Annotated in this window: 13 protein-coding genes; 9 read left to right on the top strand and 4 right to left on the bottom strand. The window is 39.8% G+C overall.

What is annotated here, in order from left to right; translation table 11 throughout:
- The first annotated feature begins 284 nt into the window (after positions 1-284).
- The 3 genes from FXN70_RS04765 (at position 285) to FXN70_RS04755 (ending at position 3,260) form a co-directional block, all read left to right on the top strand.
- Positions 285-1,178 carry an amino acid ABC transporter substrate-binding protein gene (locus FXN70_RS04765; protein ID WP_324646333.1) on the top strand — a complete coding sequence of 298 codons (894 nt, stop codon included), beginning with the start codon at positions 285-287 and terminating at the stop codon, positions 1,176-1,178.
- 326 nt (positions 1,179-1,504) lie between these two features.
- Complete coding sequence (locus tag FXN70_RS04760) at positions 1,505-2,398, top strand: amino acid ABC transporter substrate-binding protein (RefSeq protein ID WP_324646332.1); 894 nt, start codon at positions 1,505-1,507, stop codon at positions 2,396-2,398.
- A 151-nt stretch (positions 2,399-2,549) separates the two neighbouring features.
- Positions 2,550-3,260 (top strand): M15 family metallopeptidase, encoded by a 711-nt coding sequence (locus FXN70_RS04755; protein WP_324646331.1) that lies wholly within the window; start codon positions 2,550-2,552, stop codon positions 3,258-3,260.
- 8 nt (positions 3,261-3,268) lie between these two features.
- On the opposite strand, the gene FXN70_RS04750 is transcribed toward FXN70_RS04755, so the two are convergent.
- The 4 genes from FXN70_RS04750 to FXN70_RS04735 all read right to left on the bottom strand — a co-directional run bounded on the left by FXN70_RS04750 (position 3,269) and on the right by FXN70_RS04735 (position 9,266).
- Positions 3,269-5,335 carry an EAL domain-containing protein gene (locus FXN70_RS04750; RefSeq protein ID WP_324646330.1) on the bottom strand — a complete coding sequence of 689 codons (2,067 nt, stop codon included), beginning with the start codon at positions 5,333-5,335 and terminating at the stop codon, positions 3,269-3,271.
- A 591-nt stretch (positions 5,336-5,926) separates the two neighbouring features.
- Positions 5,927-6,943 (bottom strand): ketol-acid reductoisomerase, encoded by a 1,017-nt coding sequence (gene ilvC, locus FXN70_RS04745; RefSeq protein WP_324646329.1) that lies wholly within the window; start codon positions 6,941-6,943, stop codon positions 5,927-5,929.
- A 107-nt stretch (positions 6,944-7,050) separates the two neighbouring features.
- A complete protein-coding gene (gene ilvN / locus FXN70_RS04740) occupies positions 7,051-7,542 on the bottom strand; it encodes an acetolactate synthase small subunit (RefSeq protein WP_324646328.1) in 492 nt (163 codons plus the stop codon).
- Positions 7,542-9,266, bottom strand: coding sequence for an acetolactate synthase 3 large subunit (locus FXN70_RS04735; RefSeq protein WP_324646327.1), 1,725 nt, complete (start codon positions 9,264-9,266; stop codon positions 7,542-7,544). Before FXN70_RS04735 ends, ilvN begins: the two co-directional genes overlap by 1 nt.
- A gap of 466 nt (positions 9,267-9,732) precedes the next feature.
- Here FXN70_RS04735 and FXN70_RS04730 point away from each other — a divergent pair, with 466 nt between their 5' ends.
- The 6 genes from FXN70_RS04730 (at position 9,733) to FXN70_RS04705 (ending at position 17,809) form a co-directional block, all read left to right on the top strand.
- Positions 9,733-10,047, top strand: coding sequence for a DUF4124 domain-containing protein (locus FXN70_RS04730; RefSeq protein ID WP_420714364.1), 315 nt, complete (start codon positions 9,733-9,735; stop codon positions 10,045-10,047).
- Positions 10,048-10,151: 104 nt separating this feature from the next.
- Positions 10,152-12,776 (top strand): leucine--tRNA ligase, encoded by a 2,625-nt coding sequence (leuS, locus tag FXN70_RS04725; protein WP_324646326.1) that lies wholly within the window; start codon positions 10,152-10,154, stop codon positions 12,774-12,776.
- 70 nt (positions 12,777-12,846) lie between these two features.
- Positions 12,847-13,389 carry an LPS assembly lipoprotein LptE gene (lptE, locus tag FXN70_RS04720; protein ID WP_324646325.1) on the top strand — a complete coding sequence of 181 codons (543 nt, stop codon included), beginning with the start codon at positions 12,847-12,849 and terminating at the stop codon, positions 13,387-13,389.
- A 7-nt stretch (positions 13,390-13,396) separates the two neighbouring features.
- The gene (holA, locus tag FXN70_RS04715; protein ID WP_324646324.1) at positions 13,397-14,386 is read left to right on the top strand and encodes a DNA polymerase III subunit delta; all 990 of its coding nucleotides are present in this window, start codon (positions 13,397-13,399) and stop codon (positions 14,384-14,386) included.
- 106 nt (positions 14,387-14,492) lie between these two features.
- Complete coding sequence (locus FXN70_RS04710; protein ID WP_324646323.1) at positions 14,493-15,815, top strand: MacA family efflux pump subunit; 1,323 nt, start codon at positions 14,493-14,495, stop codon at positions 15,813-15,815.
- Between the two features lie 2 nt (positions 15,816-15,817).
- Entirely contained in the window at positions 15,818-17,809 is a 1,992-nt protein-coding gene (locus FXN70_RS04705; RefSeq protein WP_324646322.1) for a MacB family efflux pump subunit, read from the top strand.
- Positions 17,810-17,830 lie beyond the last annotated feature (21 nt).

The raw sequence follows: 17,830 nt of genomic DNA, 5'->3' as shown, positions 1-17,830 counted from the left end.
TTTTAATGATCAATCCATGACAGTTTATTGACAGTCAAACAGATAAATTTCGCACAAAAATAGCGCAGAACCAATTGTTTTGCACTAAATTAGCACCATTGCTTTCCCATAAAAATTAATCCTTTTTCAAGTACGATTAAAACTGGTTTTTAACCAATCAAAAAGAGAGTAAATTACTCGCAAAATATCTGTTTTTTATCATAATTCTTAATCAAGCATGGCATAAATTTTGCTTGCACACCACACCTATTTTAGGTGTATCAAAATACAAAACAAGGCTGTTTATGAAAAAATTTTTACAATCTAGTTTAGCAAAAACTGTATTGATCTCTTTAGCATTTGGGGCAAGTCAAATTTCTGCGGCAGATACGTTAGATAAAATTAAAGAACGAGGCAAAATTAATATTGGATTTAACGATACTTCAATGCCCATCTCTTATGTCTCAAATGGCAATGCTGCGGGTTATGCCATTGATATTTGTCGTAATATTGCAAACAATATTAGAAAACAACTCAATGCGCCAAACTTAAAAATTGAATTTATTCCTCTAACCCCAAGTCAACGTATCGATGCAATCAACGCAGGACGTATCGATATGGAATGCGGCTCAACAACCAATTCTTATAAGCGTCAGCAACAAGTCTCGTTCTCAACGAATTTTTATTACACAGAAGTTCGCATGGCTGTGAAAAAAAGCACCAACTTTCAAGACCTCTCTGACTTAAACAACAAAGTGGTGGTCACTTCTATCGGAAGTACCACAAACCAATACATTAAACGCGATGCACGCGGAAAAGATGTCACTGTCCGCACCATTTATGGTCACGATATGGATGATTCTTTTAATATGCTTACCACTGGCAAAGCCGAAGCATTTGTCATGGATGATAATATTTTAGCGGGCATGATTGCCAAAAGTGCAAAACCCGACCATTATGAAATTGTTGGACCCGTTTTATCTTCAGAACCTTATGCAGTGATGTTGCCAAAAAATGATGATCGACTCAAAGCCGTAGCGGACAGCACCATTATTGGTTTATGGAAGTCTGGTGAAATGATGAAGCTTTACCACAAATGGTTTCAAGCTCCAATTCCACCCAAAAATCTTAACTTAAATATGCCACCTAACCGTTCTTATTTAAACTTACAACGTCGCCCAACAGACGCAGGTGTTTAACTTATTCACGCCCTAAGCAAGTCTTAGGGCTTTTATGATGTCAGCATAATCACAATATAATGCTGCTCTTTTGGCTGTCAATCCATCACCACAACATAATCCCAGTGTTAACACTACAAGCCAATAAAAAATCCCAAGAAATATACACAACCTTCACAGCCAATACTAAACTCCTAAAATTCTCAAAAAACAGATATAAAAAATATATTTTATTTTTAAAATCAGATATTAAATTAAAACCAAAAGCACAAACAGGCATGAAAAATGGCATTGCTTTTGCTTATTATTTGGCTGCTTTCACTTGTACAAAAACAAAAAGGTCAAATATGCGCAACATTGTAAAATTAACATTCACAACAGCAATATTCACCTGCTGTTCACTTGGGGCAAGCCACGTTTATGCCGTAGACACCTTGGCAAAAATTAAGGCGGCAGGTAAAATTAACATTGGTTTTAATGATGCATCAATGCCAATTTCCTATGTTGTTAATGGTAATGCTGCGGGCTATGCCATTGATATTTGCAGAAATATTGCAAACAATATTAGAAAAGAACTTAATGCGCCAAATTTAAAAATTGAATTTGTTCCATTAACACCAAATCAACGTATTGATGCGATCAATTCAGGGCGAATTGATATGGAGTGTGGTTCGACAACCAATTCCTATAAACGCCAACAACAAGTGGCTTTTTCAACCAATTACTACTACACCGAAGTTCGTATGGCGGTCAAGAAAAGTACACATTTCCAAGATTTATCTGATTTAGACAATAAAGTTGTTTCTACTTCTGCTGGCACAACATCAACCCAATACATTAAACGTGATGCACGTGGCAAAGATGTCACTGTTCGCACTATTTATGGGCATGATATGGATGACTCCTTTAATCTGCTCGCAATTGGTAAGGCCGAAGCATTTGTCATGGATGATAATATTTTGGCAGGCTTAATTGCAAAAAGTCAGAACCCAGACAATTATGAAATTGTCGGACCTGTGTTATCTTCAGAACCTTATGCGGTTATGCTGCCAAAGAATGATGAAAAACTCAAAACATTAGCCGATACAACAGTCATTGGATTATGGAAGTCTGGTGAGATGATGAAGCTTTACCACAAATGGTTTCAAGCTCCAATTCCACCTAAAAACATTAACTTAAACATGCCACCCAATCGTTCTTACCTGAACCTACAACGCCGTCCGACCGATGCAGGCGTTTAAAGCATGAAAGCCCTAAGCGAGTCTTAGGGCTTTAAAATTGAAAAGCCAAAAGCACATCAACCACAACCATTATTTTATGTAAAAAACTGATCATCAATCTAAAACTACAGTATTTTAATCAAATATATGCACTATTATTAGGAATAACGCTGTGCACCTTCAGCCCAATTTAGACCAAAAAATTCCACAAAACAATGTAATAGATTGGGAACAAATTCAGCAGATTCCCATTCATGCCAACCAAGACCCATTAATCAAAATTGATATAAACAATCAGCGGAATTTGATCTTAGAACCATATTACTATCAACAAAAAATTGCGGGAGCAGTAGCTGATTTCTATATTCGCAAACAAGTACTCGAAAAGCTTCACTTGGCATCACAACAACTTCCACAAGGACTGCATTTAATGTTATTAGATGCATGGCGACCTTATCCATTACAAGCAGCCTTAGTCGAAAGTTTTAATGCAGAAATTAGTGCACGCTATCCAACACATTCTGAAGATGAAAAACAAAAAATTCTCTCACTCTTTGTTTCCGCACCAAGCCTCGATCCTCGCCAACCTAGCCCACATATGACAGGTGGATCTGTAGATGTGACATTATGTGATGAAAATGGTCAGGCATTGAATTTAGGCACTGCTTTTGATGAACCTATCGAAGAAAGCTGGACCGCTGCTCTCGAGAAATATCCTGAACATTCAGCACAACGGCTGCGTCGCGTATTATATTGGGCAATGCACCATGCAGGATTCACTAACTTGCCATCCGAATGGTGGCATTTCGATTATGGCAATCAGTTATGGGCATACTTTAAACAACAACCTACAGCATATTATTTAGGTATTCCAACACTTTAACTGTAATACTAAAACACTAATTTAAGCCGATGGTGTTGCACTTCATCCGCCTTCATCGGCTTAGCCAGTAAAAAGCCTTGTAAACTATGGCAGCCCAAACGCCGTAGAATATTGACTTGTTCAATGGTTTCTACACCTTCAGCAGTTGTTGATAAACCTAATTTTTTTGCTAAATCAATAATACTAGATAAAATAATTTCTTCTTTTGAATCAGCAATTAAGCTCTTTACAAATCCTCGATCAATCTTGAGTTCATCTAAGGGTAAATCCTTTAAATAGGCAAAACTTGAATAGCCCGTACCAAAATCATCAATCGCCATTTTAATCCCTAAATCACGTAACTGATTAAATGCATCAATACTCATTTTGATATGACGAATAACGGTTGATTCAGTGATCTCCAAAACTAGAAATTCGGTCGAAATCTGGTATTGATCTATCAATTTTTTTAAATAAGCAATCAGCGATTTATCTTCAAATTGTTCCGCAGAAAGATTAACTGCAATTGGATAAAGCGTTTGCCCTTGCTGCTGCCAACGTTGCAATTGTTGACATACATGCTCTAATACAAAATAACCTAGTGCAATTATTTCGCCCTTTTGCTCTGCCAAAGTAATAAATGCTTGTGGGTATAACAATCCCATTGTCGGATGCTGCCAACGCAATAATGCCTCGACGCCACACAACTGCAAATCAACTGTATATTTAGGCTGATAAACCAAAAAAAATTGTTTTTGTATAATTGCTTTGGTCAAATCACTTTCCAAAGTTAAAGTTAATTTATTCTTTTTAGCCGCAATATCCGCATCAAAAATTCGATAGCGATTACGTCCACCCGCTTTTGCTTCAAACATCGCACTGTCGGCATCCATCATCAATTCTTGAAAACTCAAAGCATGCTGTGGATATAAAGCGATACCGACACTCGCAGAAATTTCCAACTCATATGCTTGAATACAATACGTTTTTTTTACATCTGCAATCAAAGCATCAGCAAGTATCGAGGCTTGCGTCAAATCACACTGTGGTAAAACCAGTAAGAACTCATCACCACCAATACGAATCAACTGTTGTTCATACTGTAATAGGGCTTTAATACGCTCAACAATCGCAATCAGTAGCTGATCACCGACCCGATGTCCATAAACATCATTCACATACTTAAAACGATCAATATCAATATAAAGCAAGGCAAATTTTTGATGATTATGCTGATGCTGCTCAATAATTTGCTTGGCATATTTTTCTAAAAACAAGCGATTAGGCAATTTAGTTAGATGGTCTTGGATGGCTAAATTTTCTAGCTCTTGATTGGCTAACATTAAATCGCGATTTCGTTGTTCTAAACGAATTTCAAGTGATGCAATAAAATAGCCTGCTAACAAAACAAGTCCAGAAATGAAGACCACCATCATCAAAAAAACTTTATCGCCAGCACGATAGTGTTCACTCAGCAATAACTGATTATCTGGCACAAACGAGGTGGCCAGCATGCCAGTATAATGCATCCCGCCAATTCCAAGTGCCATTGAAAAAGCGATCAGCAATCGCTTATAGCTTTGATGTTGTAATTTTTCACGAGATTTAAAAATAAGATTGAATGTAATCGCAAAACTAGCAATTGCGATTAAAATCGAGCAAATCACAATGGTCGGATCATAATAAATATGATGATTCGGCACAATTAAACCAAGCATCCCCGTATAGTGCATACCAGAAATGCCTAAACCCATTAACACAGCACCAATCATTAAACGTGAAGGTGGTAAGGTTGGACGCGTGGTCAGCCATACTGCAAAACTTGAGGCAACACAGGCAATAAAATACGAAACTGTCGTTAAACCAACATCAAAATAGAAGCCCTTCGGTAAACTACACGCAAACATGCCAATAAAGTGCAAACTCCAAATCGCAAAACCCAATAACATTCCACAACAGATGATGAGCAAATTTTGCTTAATCTGAGGTTGGTTAGCATATAGCTTTTGTTCGAGCGAGATCATGGCATAACAAACACCAATCGCAGCCACTATGGATCCTACAACATAAACACCCTCATAGTGAATGTGCATCATTTTTAGCTTCCGAGTTTGCGCAAATTTATTTTAAGGATTCATTTCAGCTTTTTTCACCGGTTACTTATTTAAAAGCGCACTGGCATTTTATTTATTACATGTATTCTAAATATTATGACGTGAAAGCATTAAGTTGATAAAGCATTATTTTTACAACAAAATTTGCTATTTTTATCAAGAATATGTCATTAATTTTACTTTTTAATTATTTGTTGATGATGCTCACACTAAAACAGATCGTATCATCTAAAATTTAAAGATATAAAAAAACCCTTGTCAAAACAAGGGTTTTTTCAAACAACTAAAACTTAGTTCTTTTCTTTGTCTACGATTTTGTTCGCTTGAATCCAAGGCACGAAAAAAGATGAAAGCACTGCTTTCATCTTTTTGAGGCACGTAATCCTAAATATAAAAAACCCACTCAAATAGAGTGGGTCTTAACATTCAAATCAATTGATTCAAGAAATTAGTTTTTCTCTTTATCAACGATTTTGTTCGCTTGAATCCAAGGTATGAGCTTGGAGTTGTAGAGCAACGCTCTACCCAAGCGCAAGAGTGAAGCTTTGCTTCACTTTCGCACGTATCAAGAAATTAGTTCTTTTCTTTGTCTACGATTTTGTTCGCTTGAATCCAAGGCATCATCGCACGTAACTTACCACCTGTTACTTCAATACCATGCGCTGCGTTTTGACGACGACGCGCTGTCATTGATGGGTAGTTTAATGCACCCTCTTGAATGAACATTTTTGCATATTCACCAGATTGGATACGTTTAAGTGCATTACGCATTGCTTCACGAGATTGTTCGTTGATTACTTCAACGCCTGTTACGTATTCGCCATATTCAGCATTGTTAGATACTGAATAGTTCATGTCGGCAATACCACCTTCAAACATCAAGTCAACAATTAACTTAAGTTCGTGTAAGCATTCGAAGTATGCCATTTCTGGTGCATAACCCGCTTCAACCAAAGTTTCGAAGCCCATTTTCACCAATTCAACCGCACCACCACATAATACTGCTTGCTCACCGAACAAATCAGTTTCAGTTTCTTCACGGAATGAAGTTTCGATAATACCTGTACGACCACCACCTACGCCAGACGCATAAGACATCGCCACATTACGTGCATTACCAGACGCATCTTGATGAATCGCGATTAAGTCAGGTACGCCTGAACCACGTTGGAATTCTGAACGTACAGTATGACCCGGTGCTTTTGGTGCAACCATAATCACGTCAAGGTCAGCACGTGGAACCACTTGGTTATAAAGAACCGAGAAACCGTGTGCAAATGCTAAAGTAGCACCTTGTTTGATGTTTGGTTCAATCACGTCACGGTAAAGTTGTGATTGGAATTCATCTGGTGTCAAAATCATGACTAAATCAGCTTGTGCAACAGCAGCAGGAACTTCAGCAACTTTAAGACCTGAATTTTCAGCTTTTTTCCAAGAAGTTGAGTTAGCACGCAAGCCAACAGTCACATCTACACCTGAATCTTTCAAGTTAAGTGCGTGTGCATGACCTTGTGAACCGTAACCAATAATTGCTACTTTTTTGCCTTGGATGATAGATAAGTCACAGTCTTTATCGTAAAAAATTTGCATTGCTGTCTCCGCTAAAATGCTATTTGATCTTTTCAGTTTAAGCTCAAAGGTGTTTTGTGTTAAAGCACATTTAAGCTTAATATTCCTTGTTTAAAATACGTATTCGATTAAATCGACAATACTTTTTCGCCACGTGCAATACCAGATACACCTGAACGCACAACTTCTAAAATGGTATTTTCTGCTAGCGCATCAATAAAGCCATCTAATTTTTCAGTCGTGCCTGCAATTTGAATGGTATAGGTAGTGGGTGTTACATCCACTACTTGGGCACGGAAAATATCCGCAGTACGTTTAATTTCATCACGTGCCGAACCTGATGCTTTGACTTTAATCAACATCAATTCACGTTCAATATGCGCACCTTCGGTTAAATCAACCACTTTGACCACTTCAACTAATTTATTCAGTTGTTTGGTAATTTGTTCAATTTTATGGTCATCACCATAGGTACTTAAGGTTAAACGCGATAATGTTTCATCTTCTGTTGGTGCAACATTAAGTGACTCAATGTTATAACCACGCTGGCTAAATAAACCCACTAAACGAGAAAGCGCACCTGATTCATTTTCAATTAATACCGAAATAATATGACGCATTAGGTATGCTCTCCTTTGCTTAACCACATGTCTTGCATCGATTGTCCTGCAATCAGCATTGGATAAACATGCTCTGAGCGGTCAGTCATCACATTAATAAACACACATTTGTCTTTAATCGCCATTGCCTCAGCAAGTTTAGATTCAAGCTCATCAGCATGATCAATTTGAATACCTACATGCCCATAAGCTTCCATCAACTTGGCAAAATCAGGCAATGATTCAACATAAGAGCTAGAATGACGACCTTCGTAATTCATATCTTGCCATTGTTTAACCATCCCTAAGGCACGGTTATTCAAACACAAAATCTTGAAATTCAAACCATATTGCTTACAAGTTGAAAGCTCTTGAATACACATCTGAATAGAAGCTTCACCAGTAATACATACCACTTCTTTTTCAGGTTTGGCAAGCTTCGCAGCCATGGCATAAGGTAAGCCCACGCCCATGGTGCCTAAGCCACCCGAATTAATCCATTGACGTGGCTCATCGTATTTATAATACAATGCAGCAAACATTTGGTGCTGCCCAACGTCAGACGTAATAATCGCTTCGCCATTGGTAATTTTATACATCGCTTCAACCACTTGCTGTGGTTTCATACCGCCATTGTTGGCAGCTTCATAGCGTAATCCATGGACTTTACGCCATTCGTTAATTTGATCCCACCAACTCGCCAACGCTTCAGGATTTGGCTTCGACACATCAAGCTGTTTTAACTGCGCCAACATTTCTTGTAAAACAGGTTCAACCGCACCCACAATTGGAATATGCGCCGAAATCGTTTTAGAAATGGTTGCTGGATCAATATCAATATGAATAACTTTGGCATTTGGACAGAATTTTGCCGGATTATTGGTGACGCGGTCATCAAAACGCGCACCTACAGCAAAAATCACATCGGCATTATGCATGGCCATATTGGCTTCATAACAACCGTGCATCCCTAGCATGCCAACAAATTGTGGGTCTGTACCAGGAAATCCACCTAAGCCCATTAAAGTATTGGTCACAGGATAATTGAGTAAATGTGCAAGCTCAGTCAATAATACAGATGCATTGCCTTGTACCACACCGCCACCAGTATAAATAACGGGGCGTTTGGCGCTAATGAGCTCATCTACCGCTTTACGAATTTGTCCCGAATGACCACGATATGGCGGCTGATACGAACGCATCTTCACTTTATCTGGATATTCGTAGGCAAATTTATCGACTGGATTGGTCGCATCTTTAGGAATATCAATCACAACTGGTCCAGGACGGCCACTTGCTGCGATATAAAATGCTTTTTTAATCATGGCAGGAATTTCACTGGCATGACGAACTTGGAAACTGTGTTTCACAATTGGGCGAGATACCCCAACCATGTCGGTTTCCTGAAATGCATCTTCACCAATTAAGTGCGAAGCCACTTGACCCGACAAGACCACCATTGGAATTGAATCCATATACGCCGTAGCGATGGCTGTGACTGTATTGGTTGCGCCTGGGCCTGATGTGACTAAAACAACACCTGTTTTACCCGTAACACGAGAATAAGCATCGGCCATGTGCCCTGCTGCTTGTTCGTGACGGACTAAATAATGCTGAATTTTATCTTGTTGAAACAACGCATCGTAGATGTGCAGTACCGCACCACCTGGATAACCAAAAACATGTTCAACCCCCTCGTCCGCAAGGGCGCGAACGAGCATTTCACCACCTGATAAAAGTTCCAACGTGATTCACCCTAATCTTTTTTGCTATGTGATGGGAGACATCCATAAGCTTTTAATTTCATACAACTATGCTGTTATAGCACAAATTTAACGCATTCATATCTGCAATAAGAAAAAATATCACCATAGCAGTGAGGCTATTTAAGGTGGTGTATTTAAAGCGAAATATGCTGGGATAAACATATTTACAAAACACATAACTTTCGGCTAGAACGTTATGCTTATTGCAGTAGCATCATTTATCTAAAGGGTGATCAGATAATGAGCCTAGCATTCTTATTGTTTCGTTATGCCTTGTCAAGTGTTGTCTATATTTTTTCTTAAACGATTACATTTTTATCTGATTTGTATACCCCACGCCACATTTTGAGCATTTTTAATACGATTTCATAGGCTTTCAGGTTTAATCGCGCTAAAATATGTCCATGATCAGAACAATGATTTTAAACATGGGGCCAAAATCAAAATGAAAGCAATCGTACTGTTATCTATGGGGATGGGCTTACTGACACTTAGCTCAGTTTGTATCGCAAAAGACTATTACAAGTGGACTGATGCACATGGTTCAACTCATTATTCTGCAACGCCACCACCTAAAGAAAAAGGCATTAAAAACAGTGGTAAAATTAAAACTTACGGTTCGGGTGGCACTCAAGACAAGCCTGCAACCACACAGGTAGTGACACCCAATCACAGCCCAACAGGTGATACACCTGACGCTAAAGACAACATGAATACACCTCAAGGTGCTCATATTGCTCAAGAGGCTCAGGCAAAATAAGCAACACATCAAATCGAGATTTTTTTGCGTAAGACTCACATTTCGCTGTGTTTTGCGCTATTCTCTTCACCTATTTTAATTTTTTCTGTTTTCACGTTACCTTTATGACTACATCTCACATTGACCCTGAATATCAAGCCGGTGCGATTGAACCTCATGTCCAACAAGATTGGACAGATCGCAAGGTTTTTAAAGTTGCAGACACCGTAGAAGGTAAGCATCGTTATATCCTTTCGATGTTCCCTTATCCAAGTGGAAAACTGCACATGGGGCATGTACGTAACTATACCATTGGTGACGTGATCAGCCGCTTTCATCGCTTAAAAGGCGAAACCGTTTTACAACCAATGGGTTGGGATGCTTTTGGTTTACCTGCTGAAAATGCAGCGATTGCCCATAAAGTTGCACCAGCAAAATGGACTTTTGAAAATATTGATTACATGCGTAATCAGCTTAAAAGTTTAGGTTTAGCGATTGATTGGGATCGTGAAATTGCCACCTGCACCCCAGAATATTATCGCTGGGAACAATGGCTTTTTGTTCAGCTGTATAAAAAAGGCTTAATTTACCGCAAGCTTTCAACGGTAAACTGGGACCCTGTCGATCAAACCGTGTTAGCCAATGAACAAGTGGTGGATGGTCGTGGTTGGCGTTCAGGTGCATTGGTTGAAAAACGTGATATTCCAATGTATTACTTCCGCATTACCGATTATGCGCAAGAATTATTAGACGATTTAGAACAACTCAAAGACGGTTGGCCACAGCAAGTATTAACCATGCAGCGTAACTGGATTGGCCGCTCTGAAGGCATGGAAATTACCTTCCCTTCAGCAGACACTAGCATTTATGCCGACCCGTTGGTGGTTTATACCACCCGTCCAGACACATTAATGGGCGTAACTTATGTGGCGGTTGCCGCAGATCATCCTTTAGCGAAAAAAGCTGCCGAACTACGACCTGAATTAACTGACTTTATTGAAGAATGCCGTCATGGTTCAGTTGCCGAAGCCGACTTAGCAACTGCCGAGAAAAAAGGCCGTGCTACAGGGCTATTCGTGCAACACCCTGTTACAGGCGAACATGTTGAAGTTTGGATTGCCAACTACGTTCTGATGACCTACGGTTCGGGTGCAGTGATGGCAGTTCCTGCACATGACGAGCGTGACTTTGAATTTGCCAATAAATTCAACTTGCCAATTAAACAAGTGATTGATGCGAGAAAAGCAGATGATGCCGACTTTGATGCAACCACTTGGCAAGAATGGTATGGCAGCAAAGAAGGCACTTTAGTCAATTCAGGTGAGTTTGATGGCTTGGCTTTCAAAGCTGCTTTCGATGCCTTTATTGAAAAATTAGCGCCTCAAGAACTTGCAAGCAAAAAAGTTCAATTCCGTCTGCGCGATTGGGGCGTATCTCGTCAGCGTTACTGGGGCTGCCCAATTCCAATGATTAACTGTGACGACTGTGGTCAAGTCACTGTTCCTGAAGAACAATTGCCAGTAGTATTACCAACCGATGTAGTACCAGACGGTTCAGGTAACCCTTTGGCAAAAATGCCAGAGTTTTATGAAACCACTTGCCCATGTTGTGGTAAAGCGGCAAAACGTGAAACAGATACACTTGATACTTTTGTTGAATCATCTTGGTATTATGCACGTTATGCATCGCCTGATTATCAACAAGGCATGATTAAGCCAGAAGCTGCGCAAACGTGGTTGCCAGTCAACCAATATATTGGTGGCGTAGAACATGCCATTTTGCACTTACTTTATGCACGTTTCTTCCACAAACTCATGCGTGATGAAGGCGTCGTTCAAGGTAACGAACCATTTGCCAATTTGCTTACTCAAGGTATGGTACTTGCAGACACCTTCTACCGTGAAGATGAAGCAGGCAAGAAAACATGGTTTAACCCTGCCGATGTAGAACTTGAACGTGACGAAAAAGGCCGTGTTTTATCTGCAACATATAAAGCAGATGGGCAAGCAGTTGTAGTAGGCGGACAAGAAAAAATGTCGAAGTCTAAAAACAACGGCGTAGACCCGCAAGCCATTATTGACCAATACGGTGCAGACACTGCACGTGTATTTATGATGTTTGCAGCGCCACCCGATCAGTCTTTAGAATGGTCTGATGCAGGGGTTGAAGGTTCAAACCGTTTCTTAAAACGTGTTTGGCGTTTAAGCAGCAACTTGCTTGAACAAGGCGACAGCAACACCGCAATTGATACGGCTAATCTTTCAAAAGAAGCACAAGACTTACGCCGTAAAGTGCATGAAACGATTGCCAAAGTTGGTGATGATATTGAACGTCGTCATGCTTTTAATACCGCGATTGCAGCACAAATGGAATTGTTAAATAGCATTACTAAATTTGATGCAAAATCTGACAATGACCAAGCAGTTGCTCGTGAAGCAGTCATTACATTGCTGACGTTACTTGCACCATTTGCGCCACATTTAAGCCAAGCATTACTGGCTAAATTTGACATTGATATGACAGCAACTGCGTTCCCACAAGTTGATCCTGCTGCGCTAACCCGTAACACGCAAACAATTGTGGTACAAGTCAATGGTAAACTTCGTGGTAAATTAGAGGTTAGTGTTGATATTTCTAAAGAAGATTTATTAGCTCAAGCCAAAGCTTTACCTGAAGTTCAGCAGTTCTTAACAGGTCCAAGCAAGAAAGAAATTGTTGTTCCAAATAAACTTGTAAATTTGGTGGTTTAATTTTCTAACGCCAAGCATAATCCATCCTCCTCGATTGCGAGGAGGATTCATTTCTTGTAGAGGATGTTCTATGCGCTTCGCCCCTCGTTTTGCTGCAATTGTACTCACATTCGGCTTAGGTGCAGGCTTAACTGGTTGTGGTTTTCATTTGGTCGATCGTGGTACCAACACTACACCATTGGCATATCAACACATGAAATTAAATTTGCCATCAAGCTCTAGTGTTTTAGGTGACAAGTTAAAACTCTATTTAACCGGTGATGGAGTTAAATTTGACAACACTGCAGATGCTTATACCTTACATGTAATTGACTATAATTATCGTCGTCAAAAACTCAGTGGTCGTGTTGCTGAAGTATTATTAATCTTAGAAGTTACCTTCCAAATGGAAGATAAAAATGGACGTCCTGTCACTCAACCGCGCATGATCCGTAGTACAAAAACTTATCAATATAATGTTGCAACTGTCAACGTTGATGATAATGAACAAGATTATTTAATTAGTATGTTGATTGATGATGTTGCACAGCAAATGGCACGACAAATTTCAACGAATCGTTTACCCTTAATTCAAATGGCACCTCCAACTGCACTAAGTACCACAACACCTTAATTACGCTATGAAAATTGACTATTTGCAAGCACTTAAAAGAATTGATACCGCCCAAGGTGCATGGGTGCTGCAAGGTCAAGAACCACTGCTTGAACAAAACTTACTCGACCAATTGCGCGCGCATTGGCAAAATCAAGGTATTGAACGGCAGCGCCATGAAATTCAAAGTGTTTCTGATTGGAAAACCGTCTTTAATGCACTCAATAGCTTGTCTTTATTTTCCGATAAACTGGCTATTGAAGCACACGGTAACATTAAACCCGATGCTGCCTCACTCAAGCTATTAAAACATTATTTACAACATAATGAACAAAACTTGCTTGTGGTGGTGATGCCAAAGCAAGACACACAAAGTTTAAAATCTGCATTTTTCCAAACTATTGAGGCCAATGCCGTTTTAGTGTCATTAAATGCACCCTACCCGCAAGACCGTCAAAGAATTTTAGCAGTTGAAGCAGAAAAATTGGGCATTCAGCTCAATCAAACAGCATGGTCATGGTTACTCGAACATCACGAACATAACTTACTTGCCGCTAAAAACAGCTTGATTCGCGTCAGTGATACTTTCTCTGAAACGAACCAAATTGGAGTACCGGAACTACAAAGCTGCTTACAAGATCAATCGCGCTATAGTACCTATGACTTAAGCGATGAACTTTTAAAAGGCAACCTTGCTGCGGCAATTAAAATTTATCAATATCTGCTCGCAACTGGCGAAGCCATGAGTCTCATTCTATGGACATTAAGCAAAGAAATGCGTCTACTCATGCAACTGTATGAGCAACCACACAATGCTTTACAACTTGGGATATGGAAAACCAGAATACAGCATTATCAGCAAGCACTACGCCGTATTGCACCGCAACAACTATTGGCTTGGCCAAATTTACTGCTTAGAATTGATGCTGCAATTAAAGGCGTATCGAAAGAAAATGCCGAACAGTTAGTGCTGCAAGCAATTGTTGAAATCTGTCGTGAGCCCTTATTTTATAATTAAGAATCAAAATCATTTAAAAATAATTACTATTTGTGAAAGATATTCATGTTTTATTCTTAATTCAATTTTATACTAAGTTCGTACTTTTTTTATCCTGACGACAACTATGTTCCAGAAAATTAAACCTTTAAAATTGGTTTTGGGTGTTCTATTACTGCTTATTCTTGCCACATTGGCTTGGTTTTATCTTAAGCCAAAACAAGACTTACCTCAGTATATTACTGAAAATGTAAGCCGTGGTGATTTAGAAAATACAGTACTTGCTACAGGAACACTCGATGCAACTAAATTGGTCAGTGTCGGTGCACAAGTGTCGGGTCAAGTTCAAAAAATGTACGTACAATTGGGTGACCAAGTCAAAGAAGGACAACTCATTGCCCAAATTGATTCAACCACGCAAGAAAATAACTTAAAAACCACTGCCGCGAATATTAAAAACCTAGAAGCACAGCGTCTTCAACAAGCCGCCAATTTAAATGAAGCACAGTTGCGCTATCGTCGCCAACAACAAATGTTCGCACAAGATGCAACATCAAAAGCCGATTTAGAAACAGCCGAAGCCGCTTATAAAACAGCTCAAGCACAAGTCAAAGCACTAGATGCACAAATAGAGTCGGCTAAAATCACGAGATCAACCGCACAAACCAACATTGGTTATACCCGTATTGTTGCACCAACAGATGGAACAATTGTGGCGATTGTGACCGAACAAGGTCAAACTGTAAATGCAAACCAAAGTGCACCAACAATTGTAAAAATTGCCAAACTGCAAAATATGACCATCAAAGCACAGGTCAGTGAAGCAGATATTATGAAAGTTGAAAAAGGACAAAAAGTTTATTTCACCACTTTAGGTGAAGACCGCAAACGTTATGCAACTTTACGTCAAATTGAACCTGCACCCGACTCTATTAGCAGTGAATCAAACAGTAGCTCATCAAATTCATCGACCAATACAGCCGTTTATTATAATGCTTTATTTGATGTGCCAAATGATGATAGAAAATTACGGATTGATATGACTGCACAAGTTTATATTGTGTTAAATGACGTCAAGAATGCCTTGCTTGTACCATCTTCTGCACTCAGCAACAAAATGAGTGCAAAAAATAAAAATGGCAATAAAAATACGAACGTCAAACCGCAATCCAATTCGACTGGCCCTCATTTGCAACGCCTAGAACTCAATACTGAACAAAAACAATTAATTGAAGATGGGAAAGCAAATTTGAATATTGTTCGTGTGCTACAGGCAGATGGAATAGCGGTACCAAAACAAATTTTAATTGGAATTAACAACCGAATTAATGCCCAAGTTTTAGCCGGCTTAAAAGAAGGTGACCAAGTTGTTATTGCCGACAGTACCGACTCTTCAGCATCTTCGGCCAATAGTAAGAATCGCCGTAATGGCCCACCTATGGGAATGTAAACATGAACAGACAAGCACTGCTTGAAGTCCATGATCTCATCCGAGAGTTTCCTGCGGGTGAAAGCACCATTCAAGTATTAAAAAATATCAATCTGACCATTTATGCAGGTGAGTTGGTCGCCATTGTGGGGCAATCAGGTTCAGGTAAGTCTACTTTAATGAACATTTTGGGTTGCTTAGATCGCCCAACTCAGGGCAGTTATAAAGTAAATGGCCAAGAAACAGGAAAACTTGAACCCGATGAATTAGCACACTTACGCCGTGAATATTTTGGTTTTATTTTTCAACGTTATCATTTACTCGGTGACTTAACAGCCGAAGGCAATGTGGAAGTGCCTGCGGTATATGCAGGAACTCCTGCAAGTGAGCGTGAGCAACGTGCAAACGCCATTTTAACTGAACTTGGTCTTGGTAGTAAAACCAAAAACCACCCAAGTCAACTTTCGGGTGGACAACAACAGCGCGTTTCAATTGCGCGTGCCTTAATGAATGGTGGCGATGTCATTTTAGCCGACGAACCAACAGGTGCTCTCGACTCACAAAGTGGTATTGAAGTCATGCGTATTTTGCGTGAGCTTAATGCAGCAGGACACACCATTATTTTGGTCACACATGACATGCAAGTTGCACAAAATGCGACTCGCATTATTGAAATCAGTGATGGAAACATTATTGCTGACCGCGCCAATACACCACAGCATGCAACACCATTAAATACCGATATTGATGCTGCACCTGTTTTACAGCAAACCAAAACTTCTTCAAACAGCATATCTGCATGGCGCTCAACTTTAGACCGTTTATCCGAAGCCTTCCGCATGGCATTATTGGCGATGAACGCACATCGGATGCGTACATTTTTAACCATGCTTGGCATTATTATTGGGATTGCCTCGGTGGTGACGGTTGTTGCACTTGGCAATGGCTCTCAAAAACAAATTTTGAGTAACATTAGCAGCTTAGGCACCAATACCATTACTATTTTTCAAGGACGGGGTTTTGGCGACAATTCTAAAACCGCCAACTTTAAAACCCTTGTTCCGAGTGATGCTTCTGCTTTAGCCTCACAGCCTTATGTTAGTGCAGTGAGCCCAATGGTCTCATCCTCAAAAACCATTCGTTATCAGCAAAATGAAGCCAGTGCCACCATTAATGGGGTCAGCAATGATTATTTTGATGTGAAAGGTTTGACCTTTAAGTCAGGACAAAGTTTTGACCAACAAAGTGTGAATGATCGCAGTCAGAATGTCGTAATTGATACCAACACTCAAAAGCAATTTTTTAGCGATGGCACAGACCCGATTGGGCAAGTTGTGCTGCTTGGCAGCGTGCCTGCACGCATTATTGGTGTGGTCGAGCCGCAAACCAATGCAATGGGTTCAGATGATACCTTGAACGTCTATATGCCCTATACCACAGTGATGAGCCGTATGCTTGGCCAAGCCCATGTACGCAATATCATTGTACGGATTAACGATAATTATTCGACCAGTGCAGCCGAAAATGCGATTGTGAATTTACTCACCTTACGTCACGGCGCACAAGATATTTTTACCATGAACAGCGACAGTATTCGCCAAACCATTCAAAAAACCACCAATACCATGACCCTGCTTGTTTCTGCAATTGCGGTCATTTCATTGGTGGTGGGTGGCATTGGTGTGATGAATATTATGCTCGTTTCAGTGACCGAACGCACTCAAGAAATTGGCGTTCGCATGGCTGTTGGTGCACGCCAAAGTGATATTTTGCAGCAATTCCTAATTGAAGCTGTACTGGTTTGTTTAATTGGTGGAATACTTGGCGTATTACTCTCACTTGGGCTTGGACAAGTCATTAGCCATTTTGCAGGTGGCAATTTTGCCGTTGCTTATTCCACAACCTCAATTGTGGCAGCTTTTGTTTGTTCAACCTTAATTGGTGTTATTTTTGGCTTCCTGCCTGCGCAAAATGCTGCCAAGCTTGACCCTGTTGCAGCCCTTGCACGAGAATAAGGATACGTTAATGTTCAATAA

The sequence above is a fragment of the Acinetobacter sp. MD2 genome (genome assembly GCF_035615575.1).
Taxonomy (GTDB): domain Bacteria; phylum Pseudomonadota; class Gammaproteobacteria; order Pseudomonadales; family Moraxellaceae; genus Acinetobacter.
The sequence above is the reverse complement of the archived record's forward strand: the minus strand, read 5'-3'. Positions and strand labels throughout refer to the sequence as shown.